The sequence below is a fragment of the Streptomyces sp. MA5143a genome (assembly GCF_900290235.1).
GTDB lineage: Bacteria > Actinomycetota > Actinomycetes > Streptomycetales > Streptomycetaceae > Streptomyces.
On record NZ_OLMK01000073.1, the window covers coordinates 83,499 to 100,036 of the forward strand.

A 16,538-nucleotide genomic window follows, 5' to 3' on the forward strand; every position below is an offset into this window, starting at 1 on the left:
ATGTCACACGACACGTTGGCGCGCCCCGCGAAGACCCGGCGGCCGGACGGGGGAGAACCACCGACCGCCGCCCGGCGACGGCGCCACTGGACGCGGCGGGCCAACCCCGTCGCGGGCCTCGGCGCGTTCGTCTGGCTGGTCATCGTCCTGATCCCGATCTACGCGATGCTGTCGGCCTCCCTCACGAGCGCGGACAAGGCCCTGACGGGCAATCCGCTCAAGCCGCCCACGGACCCGACGCTCGACAACTACAACACCGTCCTGAGCAGCGGCTTCGGCCATCTGCTGACCAACACGGCGATCGTCGCCGTGGCGGTCGTCGGCATCGTCCTCGCCCTGTCCGTCCCGCTCGCGTACGTGGCCGTCCGCACCCGGAACCGCTGGTCGAACGCCGCGTTCCGGCTGTTCCTCCTCGGCGTGGCGATCCCCGCCCAGGCGGTCGTCGTCCCGCTGTACCTGCTGATCGCGAAGCTCGACCTGTACGACACGCTCCTCGCGGTCATCCTGCCGACGGCGGCCTTCGCGATGCCGGTGTCCGTGCTGGTGCTGGTCGGCAGCCTGCGGGACGTCTCGGAGGACCTGTACGAGGCGATGGCCCTGGACGGCGCCTCACCCGCACGGATGCTCTTCCAGCTGACGATCCCGCTGGCCAAGGGCGGCATCAGCACCGTGGTGATCTACTCGGCGCTCCAGGCGTGGAACGGCTTCCTGTTCCCGCTGATCTTCACCCAGTCCGACGGGCCGCGGGTCCTCACCCTCGGCCTCTTCAACTTCGTCAGCCAGTTCGGCGTCAACATCCCCGCCGTGCTCGCCTCGGTCGTCCTCTCCGGCATCCCGATCTTCGCCGTCTACCTGGTGGCGCGACGGGCCCTGATCGGCGGGCTGATGGGCGTGGGCGGCAAGTGAGCGCGCCCACCGGCCCCGAGCCCCTTCCGCATCCGTGAGCGCTCCCGCTCCCGCGAACCCTTTCCGCACCCCTGAAACTCACCACCACCGACAGGAGTTTCATGACCACCCCTTGGCGTGACCGCGCCCTGCCCGCCGCCGAGCGGGTCGAGGACCTGCTGTCCCGGATGACCCTCGAAGAGAAGACCGCGCAGTTGTACGGCGTGTGGGTGAAGAACGACGCCAACGGCGAGGACATCGCCCCCGACGAGGCGGGCATGACGGAGGCGTTCGACTTCGACGAGCTGATCACCCGGGGTCTCGGCCAGCTCACCCGTGTCTTCGGCACGGCGCCCCTCGACCCCGAGGAGGGCGCGCGGGTCCTGGCCCGCTTCCAGCGCCGCATCATGGCGTCGAGCCGCTTCGGCATCCCGGCCGTCGCCCACGAGGAGTGCCTGGCCGGCTTCACGAGCTGGCGGGCGACGGCGTACCCGGTACCCCTCGCCTGGGGCGCGACCTTCGACCCGTCCCTGGTCGAGGAGATGGCCCGGAGCATCGGCCGGGACATGGCGTCGGTCGGCGTCCACCAGGGTCTGTCCCCCGTTCTCGACGTCGTCCGCGACCCGCGCTGGGGGCGGGTCGAGGAGACCGTGGGCGAGGACCCGTACCTGGTGGGCACGATCGGCGCCGCATACGTCCGGGGCCTGGAGTCCGTCGGGATCGTGGCCACGCTGAAGCACTTCGCGGGGTACGCGGCGTCCGTGGGCGCCCGCAACCACGCGCCCGTACGCGCGGGCGTGCGCGAGTTCGCGGACGTGGTCCTGCCGCCGTTCGAGATGGCGCTGCGGGAGGGCGGCGCCCGCTCGGTGATGGCGGCGTACACGGAGACCGACGGCATCCCCGTGTCGGCCGACCGGGCCCTGCTCACGGAACTCCTGCGCGGCGACTGGGGCTTCACCGGCACGGTCGTCTCCGACTACTTCGGCATCGGCTTCCTGGAGACCAACCACCGGGTGGCGAGCAGCCGCGCGGAGGCCGCGCACGCCGCGCTGGCCGCCGGGATCGACGTGGAACTGCCGAGCCTGCGCTGCTACGGCGAACCCCTGGTCGAGGCCGTGAAGGCGGGCGAGATCCCCGAGTCCCTGGTGGACGTGGCCGCCCGCCGGGTCCTGCTCCAGAAGTGCGAACTGGGCCTCCTGGACGAGGACTGGAGCCCCGAGCCCGCCACCGCGTCGGTCGACCTGGACCCGCCCCGCAACCGCGACCTGGCCCGCCGCCTGGCCGAGGAGTCGGTGGTGCTGCTGGACAACCCCGACGCCGTACTGCCGCTCGCCCCCGACCTCAGGATCGCCGTCGTCGGCCCCCGCGCCGACGACCCGCTGGCCATGCTGGGCTGCTACTCCTTCCCCTCCCACGTCCTGCCCGCCCACCCCGACACCGCCCTCGGCATCGAGATCCCGACCGTCCTGGAGTCCCTGCGCACGGAACTCCCCGACGCGAAGATCACGTACGCCGCCGGCAGCGCGGTCGACGGCGACGACACGGAAGGGTTCCCGGAGGCGGTCGCCCGCGCGTCCGAGGCCGACATCTGCGTGGCGGTCCTCGGCGACCGCGCGGGACTGTTCGGCCGAGGCACCTCCGGTGAGGGCTGCGACGCGGAGGACCTCCGGCTGCCCGGCGTCCAGGCGAAGCTGCTGGACGCGCTGGTCGCCACGGGCACACCGGTCGTGCTGGTCCTGCTCACCGGCCGCCCCTACGCGCTGGGCCGCTGGCACGGCGGGCTCGCGGCGTCCGTCCAGGCCTTTTTCCCCGGGGAGGAGGGCGGCCCGTCGGTGGCGGGAGTGCTGTCGGGCCGCATCTCCCCCTCCGGCCGCCTCCCGGTCAGCGTCCCGAACCGCCCCGGCGGCCAGCCGTGGACGTACCTCCAGCCGCCGATGGGCCTGTTCGGCGGCGCGAGCAACATCGACCCGACCCCGCTGTACCCGTTCGGGCACGGCCTCTCGTACACGTCGTTCGAGTGGACCGACTTCGAGGGCGGGGGTGACGGCGACGGGGTCCCGGAGATCGGCACGGACGGCGAGTACGACGTCGCGGTGACCATCCGCAACACCGGGGACCGCGCGGGCGCGGAGGTCGTGCAGCTCTACCTCCACGACCCGGTGGCCACGGTGACCCGCCCCGACATCCGCCTGATCGCCTACCAGCGGGTCGAGTTGGCCCCCGGCGAGGCCCGCAGGGTGCGGTTCCGCTTCCACGCCGACGTGTCGTGCTTCGCCGACCGCGCGGGGCGCCGCGTGGTGGAGCCGGGCGAGCTGGAACTGCGCCTGGCCGCGTCCAGCACGGACGTACGCCACGGGGTGCGCGTCGCGCTGACGGGCCCGGTACGCGAGGTGGGCCCGGACCGCCGCCTGCACTGCGAGACGGAGGTCCGGGAGGCCCACTGACGCGCTCAGCCCGCCTGGGCCGCCGCGAACGGAACGAAGGCGGCCCAGGCGGAGGGGTGGAGGCCGAGGGGGGTGAGGGTGGTGTCCTTGGAGTCACGGACGTGGATGGTGGCGGGGGTGGCGGCGACCTCTATGCAGTTGTCGCCTGCGGTGCCGCTGTAGGTGGACTTGCGCCATTCCAGGGCAACTTCGACGCAGCTGTCTCCTTGATCCGTGCTGTAGCTGGACTTGAACCAAGCGAGTTGGGCGGTACTCATAAGGCTCCTCGCAGTCGCTCCAGCAAGCTCACGGAGTCTTCCGGGGTAAGAGCCTGCGATCGCAGTTTCGCATAACGCTGGTGCAGGACAGCCACGTCTTTCGGGTCAGCGATCAGGTGGCCGTTCATATGGCCTTCGGCGTAGGCGAACCGCCGCCCGTCGGGCGTCTCAACAAGCTGGAGCGGCCCTGACAGGCTGGCGTGGTGCGTGCGCTTCAACGGCATGATCTGCAGGCTCGCGTTACGCAAGGCCGCGCACTGCAACATGTAGTCCAGCAGGCTGCGGGTCACGTCCGGGCCGCCCAATTCCCGTAGCAACACACTCTCCTCGATGATGAAGCTGAACGATGCATTGGGCCGTTCCCTCAACAGCCGCTGGCGTTCCATTCGCACAGCCACCTGCACGTCCAGCTCGTCATCGCTGATCGGCGGGACAGCGTTCTCGAAGACCGCCCGCACGTATGACTCCGGCTGCAACAACCCCGGCACCAGCCTGCACTCATACGTGTCCAGGGCCGCCGCCTCCCGCTCAAGCCGCGCCCACATCCTGAACCAGGCCGCCAAACCCGGCTGCCGGGCCATGTGCCGGAACGCACCCCGAACCGCCCCCGTCGTGCCCGTCGCCCCCTCCGCCAGCTCCACGAACCGCTGGTCCGCGAGCCGGCGCCCCAACTCGATCGACGCCACCGAGTGCTTGGACAGATGGACGCGCGCCCCGAACTCCTCCCGGCTCAACCCGGCGTGCTCCCGCAGCGCCTGCACCACCGCACCGAACGCCTTCATGCTGTCCGACGACTCGGGCTCACCACCCGGCCCCTGTGACGCCCACTCAACACCGTGCACCATCAACCCAGAGTGACCGGACGATCACCGTACTGTCCATCGAACGCCACGTACTCTCCTTCCAGTACGCGGATACGTGAACGGAGCGGCGATGAGCGAGCAGGACAGCGGCGGCATAGCGCGGGAGTACCGCAGGACCCGGCGCTTGCCGCCCCCGACCCTCCTGCTGATGGCCGCCGGCGTTCTGGTCGGGGCCAACTCGGGGTACGCGATGACGGAGTCCGGCGCGTCGGTCTGGAACGGGCTCTCCCTGGCAGCCTGGATGGTCGTCGTCGCCCGAGGCGTGCTGGAGGAGTGGCGGGCTCGCACGTGCGTCACCGCCGACGGCGTCACCGTACGCGGAGCACTGCGCACCCGTACCTGGCCCTGGTCCGACGTGTACGGCCTCCGCGTCGAGGACAACAGGCACGGCTTCCCACGGTGGTCGGGGTACCTGTACGCCGTCGACGGGCGCCGGACCCGCCTCCCCCAGGTCGACGAGTACCACCTGCCCGACCCGATCGGTGAGATCGCGGACCTGTACGCCACCGCCCTACGCCTCGGGCTCACGTCACCGGAGCGCCGACCCGAGGTGGAGAAGCGCATCGAGCGTGAGGCGCGGCGACGCAAAGCGTGGCAGCGGGCGGCCATCGTCGGCGCCGTCGTCGCGGTCGCCATGTTCGTGCTCGACGGCTGGCTCCTCTTCACCGACCGGCCGTCAAACACGTTTCTGCTGGTCCTGTGCGTTCCGCTGCTCTGCCTCCCGGTCGCCTTCCTCGTGCTGGACCGCGTCGGCGAGGCACGGGCCGCCCGCGCCTCATGACACCGGCCTCTCAGTCCTCGCCCTCCTCCTCGGGCAGCTCGAACACGAAGTACACGCTCAGGCACAGCGGCTCGTCCTCGCCGTAGAGGTGGTCCCACGAGACGTCCAGGACGCGGACGTCGTGCTCGCCGACCCAGGTCTGTGCCCGGGAGAAGACCTGCGCGGCGCTCGTCCCGACGAAGAACTTCCTGGCGATCGGGTGTACCTGGCTGTCCTCATCCGAGTCGTCGAAGCCTTTCGGGACGTCCAGGCAGCGGGAGGGATCGAGCATCACGGCACCGTCCTTGACGATCGGGGTGGCCGCACGCTCGGGGGATCTTCTGAGCGTGCCACTGGGAAGGACGCCGCCCGGCGAGGAAGGTTGCCTGCGGCGCGCACCGTCGCCGCAATCGGCTCGCGTTCCCCTCTTGCGTGCGCACCCGACGAGACCCCATCATCAGGATTCCTGATGGTTTAACTTTGCAGCGATGGGGCTCGCCGTGCCACTCAAGTCACAGATGCAGGCCAGAGGCGTCCAGGTGCTCTTCGGCCGGATGATGAGCCGGGTGCACGAGGACCTGCGCTTCGCCGACATCCCGAAGCGCACGGAAACCCTCCAGGTGGAGACCGGCGCCGGGACGGTGACCTGCACCGTCTACCGCCCGCCCGCCACGACCCCCGACCCCGCCCCGGTGTACGTGAACTTCCACGGCGGCGGTTTCGTGGTCGCCCGCCCCGAGCAGGACGACCACCTGTGCCGCTACATAGCCGCCACGGCCGGCTGCGTGGTGATCAACGTGGACTACGGTGTCGCCCCGCAGCAGCCTTACCCCGCGCCCGTCGTCCAGGCGTACGACGTCACCGCCTGGGTGGCCGAAAACGGCTCCGCCCACAACTGGGACGGCTCGCGCATCGCCGTGGGCGGGCACAGCGCCGGGGCCAACCTGACCGCCGCGGTCTGCCGCACGGCCCGCGACCGCGGCACCTTCACACCCCGGCTCCAGATCATCGACTCGGCGCCGCTCGACCAGCTGGAGGACCCGGCCGCCAAGCGGTCCCCCATCGCCAAGCCCCTGCTCGCGCCGGGGCTCATGCGGATCTTCACCGCCGCCTACGTACCGGACCCCGCCGACCTGACGCATCCGCTGGTGTCGCCCGCACTGGCCGACGACCTGGCCGGACTGCCGCCCGCGCTGGTCATCACGGCGGAGCACGACCGGCTGCGCGACGAGGGCGACGCCTACGCCAAGGCCCTGGAGGCGGCGGGCGTTCCGGTCACCCACCGTTGCTTCGAGGGCGTCGACCACTACTTCACGCACACCGGCCCGGTGGACGCCGCGAAGGAGGCCATCGAGCTGATGGCCACCACCCTGCGCACGGCCCTCACCGCCTGACCCTGTTGATCAAGCCGCCGGACCGAGTCGCGTCACTCGGCCACGTCACTCACCCAGCGACTCGAACCGCCAGCGGTGGACCGCCCGGCCGGCCAACCCGGCGTCGGGCTCCGGCAGTTCCGGCAGCTCGGCGTCGAACTCCGCGTCCCACCAGGTGATGACGAGCACCCGGTCCTGCGGTGCCCGGAACGTCTCGCGCCGCAGCGGCCGTACCGGGAGCCGCTGGTCCCGGGCCCAGGCGAGCAGGTCCTCGCCCCGGCCGGGGACCGCCCGCGCCTCCCACATCAGGGCGACGGTCACGAGTACAGGTTCTCCTTGCTGACCTCGTGGACGTGGTCGTGCGTGTGCGAGGCGCCCGGCACGTGCGGGTCCGTGACGGGGAGGGAGGAGTCGGCGGACAGGTCCCAGTCGGAGGCGGCGCGGTTCCGCGCGACCATCTCCGCGCCGAGCGCGGCCACCATCGCGCCGTTGTCCGTGCACAGCTTGGGGCGCGGCACCCGCAGCCGGATACCGGCCGCCTCGCAGCGCTCCAAGGCGAGCGCCCGCAGCCGGGAGTTGGCGGCGACGCCCCCACCGATCATCAGATGGTCGACCCCCTCGTCCTTGCAGGCCCGTACGGCCTTGCGGGTGAGGACGTCCACCACCGCCTCCTGGAAGGAGGCCGCCACGTCCCGCACCGGCACCTCCTCGCCGGCCGCGCGCTTGGCCTCGATCCATCGGGCCACGGCGGTCTTCAGGCCGGAGAAGGAGAAGTCGTAGATGGGGTCGCGGGGCCCGGTGAGCCCACGCGGGAAGGCGATCGCCCGCGGGTCGCCCTCCTTGGCGTAGCGGTCGATGACCGGGCCGCCGGGGAACCCGAGGTTCAGCACGCGGGCGATCTTGTCAAAGGCCTCGCCGGCCGCGTCGTCGATGGTCGAGCCCATCGGCCGTACGTCCGCCGTGATGTCCGTCGACAGCAGCAGCGATGAGTGGCCGCCGCTGACGAGCAGCGCCATCGTCGGCTCGGGCAGCGCCCCGTGCTCCAGCTGGTCCACACAGATGTGGGACGCCAGGTGGTTGACGCCGTACAGCGGTTTGCCGAGCGCGTACGCGTACGCCTTCGCCGCCGAGACGCCGACGAGCAGCGCGCCCGCGAGTCCGGGACCGGCGGTGACGGCGATGCCGTCGAGGTCCTTCGCGCTGACGCCCGCCTCCTTCAGCGCGCGGTCGATGGTCGGGACCATCGCCTCCAGGTGGGCGCGGGAGGCCACCTCGGGCACCACGCCGCCGAAACGGGCGTGCTCGTCGACACTCGACGCGATCGCGTCCGCGAGGAGGGTGTGGCCGCGGACGATGCCCACGCCGGTCTCGTCGCAGGAGGTCTCGATCCCCAGGACCAGGGGTTCGTCAGCCATTGATCTCGGTTCCTTGTACGGATGTGGAGGGGTCGTTGAGGCGCATGACGAGGGCGTCGACGTTCCCCGGCTGGTAGTAGCCGCGGCGGAAGCCGATCGCCTCGAAGCCGAAGCGCTCGTACAGCTTCTGGGCACGGACGTTGTCGACCCGGCATTCGAGCATCACCTGGGCGCACTCGAACGTGGTCGCGGCCCGCAGCAGCTCGGTCAGGAGCAGCGCGCCGAGGCCGGTGCCCCAGTGGTCGCGGGCGACGGCGATGGTCTGGACGTCGGCGACGTCACCGGCGGCCGCGAGGCCCCCGTACCCGACGATCCGCCCGTCCTCGGGGGACTCGGCCACGAAGTACCGGCGGGTCGCCTCGGGCCCGCGCGCGTGGGCCAGGTCCGACCAGAACATGCCGCGGGACCAGGCGTCCTCGGGGAAGAGGTCCTTCTCCAGCTCCAGTACGGGCTCGATGTCCCACCAGCGCATCTCGCGCAGCACCGCGGTCGTCACTTGGGGGTGACCACCTTGTAGTTCTTGGGCACCTGGGCGTCCGGCCGGCGCAGATACAGCGGCCGCGGCGCCTCCAGCTCCTCACCCTTGGCGAGCCGCTCCGCCGCGAGGGCGGCGAGGGCCGCCGCCGAGACATGCTCGGGGGCGCGGGCGTCGGGGAAGGTGTCGGGGTAGAGCAGCGCCCCCGCGCCCACGGCCGGGAGTCCGGCCACGGCCTCGGCGATCTCGGCGGGCCGGTCGACGGCCGGGTCCGTCACCCGGGTGCGCGCGTCCTCGTACCGCGCCCAGTACACCTCCTTGCGCCGTGCGTCGGTGGCCGCCACGAACGGCCCCTCGATGTCGGCCGCGTACGCGAGCGCGTCGAGGGTGCACAGGCCGTGGACGGGGACCCCGAGGGCGAGGCCGAAGGTGTCGGCGGTCATCAGGCCGACGCGGAGCCCGGTGTACGGGCCGGGCCCGGTGCCCACGACGATCGCGGTGACGGCGTCGAGGCGGGCGCCCGCCTCGGCGAGGACCCGGTCGACGGCGGGCAGCAGCAGTTCCCCATGGCGACGGGCGTCCACCTGGCTCGACGCGGCGACGACATCCGTCCCGTCGTGCAGCGCGACGGTGACGGCGGGGGTGGCGGTATCCAGAGCGAGCAAGAGCACGCAAACAGCCTACGGCGCTTCGGCCCGGGCCACGGCCGACCCGGTGCACCGTCCCTCTGCTGCTACCGTCACAGCACAGACGTACATCAAGGGCGTACGTGCGTACGAGAGGTGGGCGCAGAAGGTGGCCAGCAGCAGCTCGGGATTCGTGGCCGGGCTCACGGCGGCGGCGATCGCCGCAGTCGGTTTCCTCACCTACCAGGCATCGGCCAGCGTGCCGGACGACCTCGGCAAGCCGTCCCCCTCGGAGACACCGGCGGCCAAGAAGTCCAAGGCACCCGCCGGCAAGGAGAAGGACGACGACCTGCTCCTGCCCAAGGGTTCGGGCACCGGCGAGCGTGTCGTCTACTCCCTGGACGAGGACCGCGTCTGGCTGGTCGGCGCGAACGAGAAGGTCACCCGCACCTTCGAGGTCACGCCCAGCGCGGTGGACCCCACCCCCGCCACCTACACGGTCACGTCCCGCTCCGCCGCCGTCACCGGCTCCGACGGCACCCCCATCGAGCACGTGGTCCGCTTCGCCTCGATCGACGGCGTGGTGATCGGCTTCAGCGCGGCGGTGGACGGCTCCACCCCCCAGCCCGACCCCGCCGTCAAGACGGGCGGCATCCGGGAGTCCCGCAAGGACGGCAAGGCGATGTGGCAGTTCGCAGGCATCGGCACGAAGGTGGTCGTGGTCAAGTAAGGGGTGCCGGTCGAAGCAAGGGGAGCACACAAAAGGGGCGCGGGGAACTGCGCGACCGGCCCCCACCCACCCGCAGCCGCGCCACGACCGCAGACACCCCTCCGAGAGCGCAACCTCTACGCAGCCCGGGGATGCCGCCCCTTCACGCCCCGCCGCTCCTCCACCCGAACCGGCGGAGCCCCCGGCGGTGTGGAGACCACCTTCGCCGCCGCACAGCTCGCCAACAGGTCCCGCATCGACACCCCGGCGACCCCGGACGCCACCCCGATCGGCCGCCCGTCCCGCCGCTCCGAACCCTGCATGGACGCCTCCTGGTGCCACCGGCGAACCAAGTTAGGTAGACCTAACCAAGGACTGGTTACCATGTGACCACGCCGGAAGCGCCAAAGCAACATTTTGCCGACACCTTGTCGGAACCGACACAAGAGGCGACCGCCGCACGACGGAGCCACCTCACTCAGGCGCAGCACCACCAGGCGCCGCCCAGCTCAGGCGGACAGCACCCCCAGCTCGACGGACGCCCACCGTTCCCCCAGCCCGGTGACGGTCACCTGCCGCACCTCGTCGGTGGTGTCACCGACCGCCCGGTGGATGACGACATGGAGCCGGTCGTCGGTCAGCTCCTCGACCTTCCCCTCGCCCCACTCCACGACGATCACCGAATCCGGCAGCGAGACGTCGAGGTCGAGGTCCTCCATCTCGTCCAGCCCGCCGCCCAGGCGATACGCGTCGACGTGGACGAGCGGCGGCCCCTCCCCCAGCGAGGGATGCACGCGCGCGATGACGAACGTCGGCGAGGTGACGGCTCCGCGCACCCCGAGCCCTTCCCCGAGCCCCCGGGTCAGGGTCGTCTTCCCCGCGCCCAGCTCCCCGTTGAGCATGACGAGATCACCCGGACGCAGCAGTTTGGCCAGCCGACGGCCCAACTCCAGCATCTGCTCGGGAGACTGCACGACGCCCTCGAAGGACGTCACGGACGACGAAGGCGACGAGGGTGAAGAGGTTGAAGAGGGCGAAGAGGGGACGACCCCGGGCTCACCCGGGACGTACCGTGCTGCTGGCGCTTCCATAACCACTTACGGTAGCCCCCGTCGGCACGGCACCCGCCCGGGTCAGCAGGTCGGCGAGCCGGTCGGTGACCACCTCGGGGTGCTCCAGCATCACCAGGTGCCCGGCGTCCGGTACGAGCACCAGCTCCGCGTCCGGCAGCAGATCGGCGATCGCCTCGCTGTGCTCGCTCGGCGTGACCAGGTCCTGGACCCCGGCCAGCACCAGCACCGGCAGCTCGGCGAACTCCGCGAGCGCCTCCGTCTTGTCGTGCTCGGTGAACGCCGGGTAGAACTCGGCGACGACGTCGATGGGCGTGCCCTCGATCATCCGCTCGGCGAACCGCTCGACCGCCGGGTCGACGTCCCGCGACGCGAACGAGTACCGCTTGATGATCCCGGCGAACAGATCGGCGGTCGCCCGCCGCCCCCGTTCCACCAGCGCGGCCTGCTGCCCGAGCGCCCTGAGCACCCCCGGCAGTACCCGCCGCACCACGTTGACGCCCGCGACGGGCAGCCCGAAGTTGACCTCGCCGAGCCGCCCCGAGGACGTACCGACCAGGGCGACGGCGACGACCCGCTCACGGATCAGATCGGGGTAGTGGGCGGCGAGGGCCATGACGGTCATCCCGCCCATGGAGTGCCCGACGAGCACGATGGGCCCCTCGGGCACGGCCGCGTCGATCACGGCCTTGAGGTCGCGCCCGAGCTGGTCGATGGTGACCGGCGCCCCGTCGACGGCCTGGCCCCGTCCGGAGCGGCCGTGGCTGCGCTGGTCCCAGTGCACGGTCCGTACGACACCGCGCAGCGCGGCCCGCTGGAAGTGCCAGGAGTCCTGGTTGAGGCAGTAGCCGTGGCTGAAGACGACGGTGACGGGGGCGGGGGACTTGCGGCCGAAGAGGCGGCGTCTGCGGGGCGCGAGGCCGGCCTCGGGCTCGATGTCGTCGACCTCGTAGTACAGCTCGGTGCCGTCGTCCGCGTACGCCTTGCCGGGGGTGCCGCGCAGCGTCCCGTAGGGGCCCGTGGAGTCGAGCGCGAGCCGGGCCTTCCTGCGCATGCCGCGGCCGACGGTGAGCCGCTCTATGGCGACACCGGCGGCCGCGCCCGCGGCGACCACACCTATCGCCGCCCCCGCGACACCGGCCCTGCGCCAGGTCCCGCCGGCGGCGGCGGACGCGGCTGTGGCGGCCGCGCTCGCGACGGCCTCCACGGCCTCCGCGCTGCTCTCGCTCACATCCCGCTCCTCTTCGCCGGCCCTCGGGCCCTAGCCGCTCCGCACACCTGTACGGAGTTTCCCGTCTCGTTCGTCTTTCACTTACTCGTGGTGTACTCGCGCTTACTCGTGTTGTACTCGCGTCGACGCGGGCGCGTTCAGAACTGCGGGGCAGCTCACACGCTCACCCGTTCGTGGGTACGGGATTCCTCACGCCTGCTCACCCGTGTTGACGTAGACGCGCGGTACACGGGTTCCGATGCGGGTCACGATCTCGTACCCGATGGTTCCGGCCGCCTTCGCCCAGTCCTCGGCGGTCGGTTCGCCGTCGTCACCGGCGCCGAACAGCACCACCTCGTCGCCGACGGCGGGTTCGTCCCCGCCGAGGTCGACGACGAACTGGTCCATCGCGACCCGGCCCGCGACCGTCCGCCACTTTCCGCCGACGAGCACGGGCCCGGTGCCGGAGGCGTGCCGGGGGATGCCGTCCGCGTAGCCGACGGGGACGAGGCCGAGGGTCGTGGCGCCCGGGGTGACGTAGTGGTGCCCGTAGCTGACGCCGTGCCCGCCGGGCACATGCTTGACCAGGGCGAGCGAGGCGCTGAGCCGCATCACGGGGCGCAGCCCGAGGTCGGCCGAACTGCCCAGCTCCGGGCTGGGCGAGATGCCGTAGAGGGCGATGCCCGCCCGGACGAGGTCGAAGTGACTCTCCGGAAGGGTGAGCGTGGCGGGCGAGTTGGCGATGTGCCGCACCTCGGGCCGCACGCCCCGGCCCTCCGCGTGCGCCACCATCTCGCGGAAGAGGCCGAGCTGCGCGGTGATGGACGGGTGCCCCGGCTCGTCGGCGCACGCGAGGTGCGACCAGATCCCGGTGACGGTGACGAGCCCCTCGGCCTCGGCGGCCAGCGCCTCGGTGACCAGCTCCGCCCAGTCCTCCGGCTGGCAGCCGTTGCGCCCGAGCCCCGTGTCGGCCTTGAGCTGCACACGCGCGCGCGCACCCGCCGCGCGGGCGGCGTCGGTGACCTCCCGCAGCGCCCACAGCCCGCTGACCGACACGTCGAGGTCGGCCTCGATCGCCTCCCGCCACGGTCCGCCCGGCGCCCAGAGCCAGCACATGATGCGCCCCGGCAGCCCCGCCGCGCGGAGCGCCAGCGCCTCCTCGGGCGTGGCCGTACCCAGCCAGGCGGCCCCCTCCTCGACCGCGGCCCGCGCACACCGCACCGCCCCGTGGCCGTACGCGTCGGACTTGACGACGGCCATCAGGGCGGCACCCGGCGCCAGCGCGCGCAAGGTCCGCACGTTGGCCCGCAGGGCATCCAGATCGATCTCGGCGCGGGCCCGCAGGGGCGCGGTCCGCGAAGGCGCTGTCTCACTCATGTCAGCCCCAGTGTCTCAGAGCCCGGGGACACCCCTCCGGCGCCCCTTGCGCGGGGGCTCACGTGCCTGCCCGTTGCCCCCACACGAACACCCGGTCCTTGGTCTTCAGCACCCCCCACAGGGTCCGCGCGTCCGCCAGCCGCAGGTTCACACACCCCATGGACCCGATCTCCGTGTAGATGGACCCGTACACGGCGTGGAACGCCTGCCCGCCGCTGAAGAACTGCGCGTACGGCATCGGCTGGTGATACAGCGTCGACCAGTGGTTCTTGTGCTTCCAGTACACCGTGTGCCAGCCCGCCCGGGTCGGGTACTGCCGCCGTCCGCTGCGGATCGGCGCGGGCCCGAACACCACCTTCTTGCCCTTCTGCACCCAGGTCAGCTGCCGCGTCAGGTCCACGCACGCCACCCGGTACGTGCGGACCGGGCACTTCCCGGCCGCGTTGGGGTTCTTGCGGGCCGAGAGGAACTGCATCCGCGCCCAGGTCACCGGCCCGGCGAAACCGATCGCCGGCTTGATGCCCTCCTTGATCTGGAACGCGCGGATGGCGAGGCAGTCCGCCCGCGACTGCTTCGCGTCCGCGTTCTTCCGCTTGAGCCACCGCTCGACCTGCTTCTGGTACGGCCCCGTCGCCGTCGTACAGGTGACCTTCGCGTCGGCGACCGCCTGGGCCTCGCGGAGCGGCACGTACTCGATGAGGTCGTACGTCCCGGCCGCCGCGTTCCTCGGCTCCACCGCCTCCTCCAGGGCGGTCGGCCGGTACACCCGGGGCGGCAGCACCTGGTCGGGCGTGTCGAGGTGCCAGGGCTGATGGGGGCCGGGCGGCACGCCGGGGACGAGTTGCTCGTCGGCGGGGGCGGGGGGCGGCGCCTCGGCCAGGGCGCTGTCCAGGGGCAGGACGCTCACCAGGGCGAGGAGCACGGCGACGCGCCGAAAGGTCATGCGCCGGCCACGGTTGTCGGGGCGTCGCGCGATATCGCGGGGGGTAATTTGTCTGCTCGTCATGTGATCAGCCATACGTGCCGCCCACCTGTGCGGGAGTGCGCCGCGCGCGCCAGGTCACCCGATATGAGGGCTCACCCAGGACCCGGTCGTCACGTACAGTCACAGAGGGCGCACAGCATGTCGCGTTCGACGGCATCACCGGAAGACGACAGCACCACCAGTGACGACATCACCGGACACCATCGGACACAGGGGTTGATATGTGCGGAATCGTGGGATACGTCGGATCGCAGTCCGCGCTCGACGTGGTCCTCGCCGGGCTGAAGCGGCTGGAGTACCGGGGGTACGACTCGGCGGGCGTGGCGGTGCCGGCCGACGGGGGCCTGGCCGCCGCCAAGAAGGCCGGCAAGCTGGTGAACCTGGAGAAGGAGCTGGTCGGCCGTCCGCTGCCCAGCGGCTCCACGGGCATCGGCCACACCCGCTGGGCCACCCACGGCGGCCCCACCGACGTCAACGCCCACCCGCACCTGGACAACGCGGGCCGGGTCGCCGTCGTCCACAACGGCATCATCGAGAACTTCGCGGCCCTGCGCGTCGAACTGACCGAGCGCGGCCACGAACTGGTCTCCGAGACGGACACGGAGGTCGTCGCCCATCTCCTCGCCGAGGAGTACTCGTCGTGCGACGACCTCGCCGAGTCGATGAGGCTGGTCTGCCGCCGTCTGGAGGGCGCGTTCACCCTGGTCGCGGTGCACGCGGACGCGCCCGACGTGGTCGTGGGCGCCCGCCGCAACTCCCCTCTGGTGGTCGGGGTGGGCGAGGGCGAGGCGTTCCTCGCGTCGGACGTCGCCGCCTTCATCGACCACACCCGCTCGGCGATCGAGCTGGGCCAGGACCAGGTGGTGGAGCTGCGCCGCGACGGCGTGACGGTGACGACGTTCGACGGCCGCCCCGCCGAGGTCCGTTCGTACCACGTCGACTGGGACGCGTCGGCCGCCGAGAAGGGCGGCTACGACTACTTCATGCTCAAGGAGATCGCCGAGCAGCCGAAGGCGGTCGCGGACACCCTGCTGGGCCGTATCGACACGGCGGGCTCACTGACACTGGACGAGGTCCGCATCTCCGACCAGGAACTGCGCGAACTGGACAAGGTGATCATCGTCGCGTGCGGTACGGCCTTCCACGCCGGCCTCATCGCCAAGTACGCCATCGAGCACTGGACGCGGGTGCCCTGCGAGGTGGAGCTGGCCAGCGAGTTCCGCTACCGGGACCCCATCCTCGACCACCGCACGCTCGTCGTCGCGATCTCCCAGTCCGGCGAGACCATGGACACGCTGATGGCCGTGCGCCACGCGCGCGAACAGGGCGCCCGGGTCCTCGCCATCTGCAACACCAACGGCTCGACGATCCCCCGCGAGTCGGACGCCGTCCTCTACACCCACGCGGGCCCGGAGGTCGCCGTCGCCTCCACGAAGGCGTTCCTGACCCAGCTGGTCGCCTGCTACCTGGTCGCCCTGTACCTGGGCCAGATCCGCGGCACCAAGTGGGGCGACGAGATCCGGGCGGTGATCCGCGACCTCTCCCGGATCTCCCGCGAGGTCGAGCGGGTCCTCGAAACGATGGAGCCGGTACGGGAGTTGGCACGCACCCTCGCCACGAAGAACACGGTGCTGTTCCTCGGCCGCCACGTGGGCTACCCGGTGGCCCTGGAAGGCGCCCTGAAACTGAAGGAACTGGCCTACATGCACGCGGAGGGCTTCGCGGCGGGCGAGCTGAAGCACGGCCCGATCGCCCTGATCGAGGAGGACCTCCCGGTGGTCGTCGTGGTCCCCTCCCCCGCGGGCCGCTCCCTCCTCCACGACAAGATCGTCTCCAACATCCAGGAGATCCGCGCCCGTGGCGCCCGCACGATCGTCATCGCCGAGGAGGGCGACGAGACGGTCGCCCCCTACGCCGACCACCTCATCCGCATCCCCGCGACCCCCACGCTCCTCCAGCCCCTCGTCTCCACGGTCCCCCTCCAGGTCTTCGCCTGCGAACTGGCCACGGCCCGCGGCAACGAGGTGGACCAGCCACGCAACCTGGCGAAGTCGGTGACGGTGGAGTGACCGGGGCGGGGGTTGCCGCC

At 71.6% G+C, this 16,538-nt stretch carries 18 protein-coding genes; 6 read left to right on the plus strand and 12 right to left on the minus strand.

Annotated features, from left to right (window positions below):
* The gene (locus SMA5143A_RS29455) at window positions 1–906 is read left to right on the plus strand and encodes a carbohydrate ABC transporter permease (protein WP_107465853.1); all 906 of its coding nucleotides are present in this window, start codon (window positions 1–3) and stop codon (window positions 904–906) included.
* 101 nt (window positions 907–1,007) lie between these two features.
* Window positions 1,008–3,329, plus strand: coding sequence for a glycoside hydrolase family 3 N-terminal domain-containing protein (locus SMA5143A_RS29460; protein WP_107465854.1), 2,322 nt, complete (start codon window positions 1,008–1,010; stop codon window positions 3,327–3,329).
* A 5-nt stretch (window positions 3,330–3,334) separates the two neighbouring features.
* Here SMA5143A_RS29460 and SMA5143A_RS29465 read toward each other — a convergent pair whose 3' ends face one another.
* Window positions 3,335–3,586, minus strand: coding sequence for a DUF397 domain-containing protein (locus SMA5143A_RS29465; RefSeq protein WP_107465855.1), 252 nt, complete (start codon window positions 3,584–3,586; stop codon window positions 3,335–3,337).
* Entirely contained in the window at window positions 3,583–4,431 is an 849-nt protein-coding gene (locus SMA5143A_RS29470) for a helix-turn-helix domain-containing protein (protein ID WP_107465856.1), read from the minus strand. The genes SMA5143A_RS29465 and SMA5143A_RS29470 overlap by 4 nt, the downstream gene beginning before the upstream one ends.
* A gap of 88 nt (window positions 4,432–4,519) precedes the next feature.
* On the opposite strand from SMA5143A_RS29470, the gene SMA5143A_RS29475 reads away from it, so the two are divergent.
* Window positions 4,520–5,230: a PH domain-containing protein gene (locus SMA5143A_RS29475; protein ID WP_107465857.1), complete on the plus strand. Its 711-nt coding sequence runs from the start codon at window positions 4,520–4,522 to the stop codon at window positions 5,228–5,230.
* A 10-nt stretch (window positions 5,231–5,240) separates the two neighbouring features.
* Here SMA5143A_RS29475 and SMA5143A_RS29480 read toward each other — a convergent pair whose 3' ends face one another.
* On the minus strand, window positions 5,241–5,501 hold the full coding sequence (locus SMA5143A_RS29480; protein WP_258193811.1) for a hypothetical protein: 261 nt from the start codon (window positions 5,499–5,501) through the stop codon (window positions 5,241–5,243).
* Window positions 5,502–5,766: 265 nt separating this feature from the next.
* On the opposite strand from SMA5143A_RS29480, the gene SMA5143A_RS29485 reads away from it, so the two are divergent.
* Entirely contained in the window at window positions 5,767–6,603 is an 837-nt protein-coding gene (locus SMA5143A_RS29485) for an alpha/beta hydrolase (protein WP_375136560.1), read from the plus strand.
* Between the two features lie 45 nt (window positions 6,604–6,648).
* On the opposite strand, the gene SMA5143A_RS29490 is transcribed toward SMA5143A_RS29485, so the two are convergent.
* Genes SMA5143A_RS29490 through tsaB form a run of 4 tightly spaced genes read right to left on the minus strand, consistent with a single transcriptional unit; the run spans window position 6,649 to window position 9,143 of the window.
* Window positions 6,649–6,903 carry a hypothetical protein gene (locus SMA5143A_RS29490; RefSeq protein WP_107465860.1) on the minus strand — a complete coding sequence of 85 codons (255 nt, stop codon included), beginning with the start codon at window positions 6,901–6,903 and terminating at the stop codon, window positions 6,649–6,651.
* A complete protein-coding gene (tsaD, locus tag SMA5143A_RS29495; protein ID WP_107465861.1) occupies window positions 6,900–7,997 on the minus strand; it encodes a tRNA (adenosine(37)-N6)-threonylcarbamoyltransferase complex transferase subunit TsaD in 1,098 nt (365 codons plus the stop codon). The genes SMA5143A_RS29490 and tsaD overlap by 4 nt, the downstream gene beginning before the upstream one ends.
* Window positions 7,990–8,493, minus strand: coding sequence for a ribosomal protein S18-alanine N-acetyltransferase (gene rimI, locus SMA5143A_RS29500; RefSeq protein ID WP_099969686.1), 504 nt, complete (start codon window positions 8,491–8,493; stop codon window positions 7,990–7,992). Before rimI ends, tsaD begins: the two co-directional genes overlap by 8 nt.
* Window positions 8,490–9,143, minus strand: a complete 654-nt coding sequence (gene tsaB, locus SMA5143A_RS29505) for a tRNA (adenosine(37)-N6)-threonylcarbamoyltransferase complex dimerization subunit type 1 TsaB (RefSeq protein ID WP_107465862.1) — start codon at window positions 9,141–9,143, stop codon at window positions 8,490–8,492. Before tsaB ends, rimI begins: the two co-directional genes overlap by 4 nt.
* A 124-nt stretch (window positions 9,144–9,267) precedes the next feature.
* Here tsaB and SMA5143A_RS29510 point away from each other — a divergent pair, with 124 nt between their 5' ends.
* Window positions 9,268–9,828, plus strand: coding sequence for a L,D-transpeptidase (locus SMA5143A_RS29510; RefSeq protein ID WP_180303962.1), 561 nt, complete (start codon window positions 9,268–9,270; stop codon window positions 9,826–9,828).
* 116 nt (window positions 9,829–9,944) lie between these two features.
* Here SMA5143A_RS29510 and SMA5143A_RS29515 read toward each other — a convergent pair whose 3' ends face one another.
* The 5 genes from SMA5143A_RS29515 to SMA5143A_RS29535 all read right to left on the minus strand — a co-directional run bounded on the left by SMA5143A_RS29515 (window position 9,945) and on the right by SMA5143A_RS29535 (window position 14,407).
* Window positions 9,945–10,130, minus strand: coding sequence for a hypothetical protein (locus SMA5143A_RS29515; protein WP_107465863.1), 186 nt, complete (start codon window positions 10,128–10,130; stop codon window positions 9,945–9,947).
* Between the two features lie 186 nt (window positions 10,131–10,316).
* Window positions 10,317–10,898 carry a tRNA (adenosine(37)-N6)-threonylcarbamoyltransferase complex ATPase subunit type 1 TsaE gene (gene tsaE / locus SMA5143A_RS29520; protein WP_107465864.1) on the minus strand — a complete coding sequence of 194 codons (582 nt, stop codon included), beginning with the start codon at window positions 10,896–10,898 and terminating at the stop codon, window positions 10,317–10,319.
* Window positions 10,864–12,108: an alpha/beta fold hydrolase gene (locus tag SMA5143A_RS29525; RefSeq protein ID WP_107465865.1), complete on the minus strand. Its 1,245-nt coding sequence runs from the start codon at window positions 12,106–12,108 to the stop codon at window positions 10,864–10,866. Before SMA5143A_RS29525 ends, tsaE begins: the two co-directional genes overlap by 35 nt.
* Window positions 12,109–12,297: 189 nt before the next feature.
* Window positions 12,298–13,464, minus strand: coding sequence for an alanine racemase (gene alr, locus SMA5143A_RS29530; protein WP_107465866.1), 1,167 nt, complete (start codon window positions 13,462–13,464; stop codon window positions 12,298–12,300).
* Between the two features lie 58 nt (window positions 13,465–13,522).
* Window positions 13,523–14,407 (minus strand): L,D-transpeptidase, encoded by an 885-nt coding sequence (locus SMA5143A_RS29535; protein ID WP_107465867.1) that lies wholly within the window; start codon window positions 14,405–14,407, stop codon window positions 13,523–13,525.
* Window positions 14,408–14,670: 263 nt separating this feature from the next.
* On the opposite strand from SMA5143A_RS29535, the gene glmS reads away from it, so the two are divergent.
* On the plus strand, window positions 14,671–16,518 hold the full coding sequence (gene glmS / locus SMA5143A_RS29540; RefSeq protein ID WP_107465868.1) for a glutamine--fructose-6-phosphate transaminase (isomerizing): 1,848 nt from the start codon (window positions 14,671–14,673) through the stop codon (window positions 16,516–16,518).
* Window positions 16,519–16,538 lie beyond the last annotated feature (20 nt).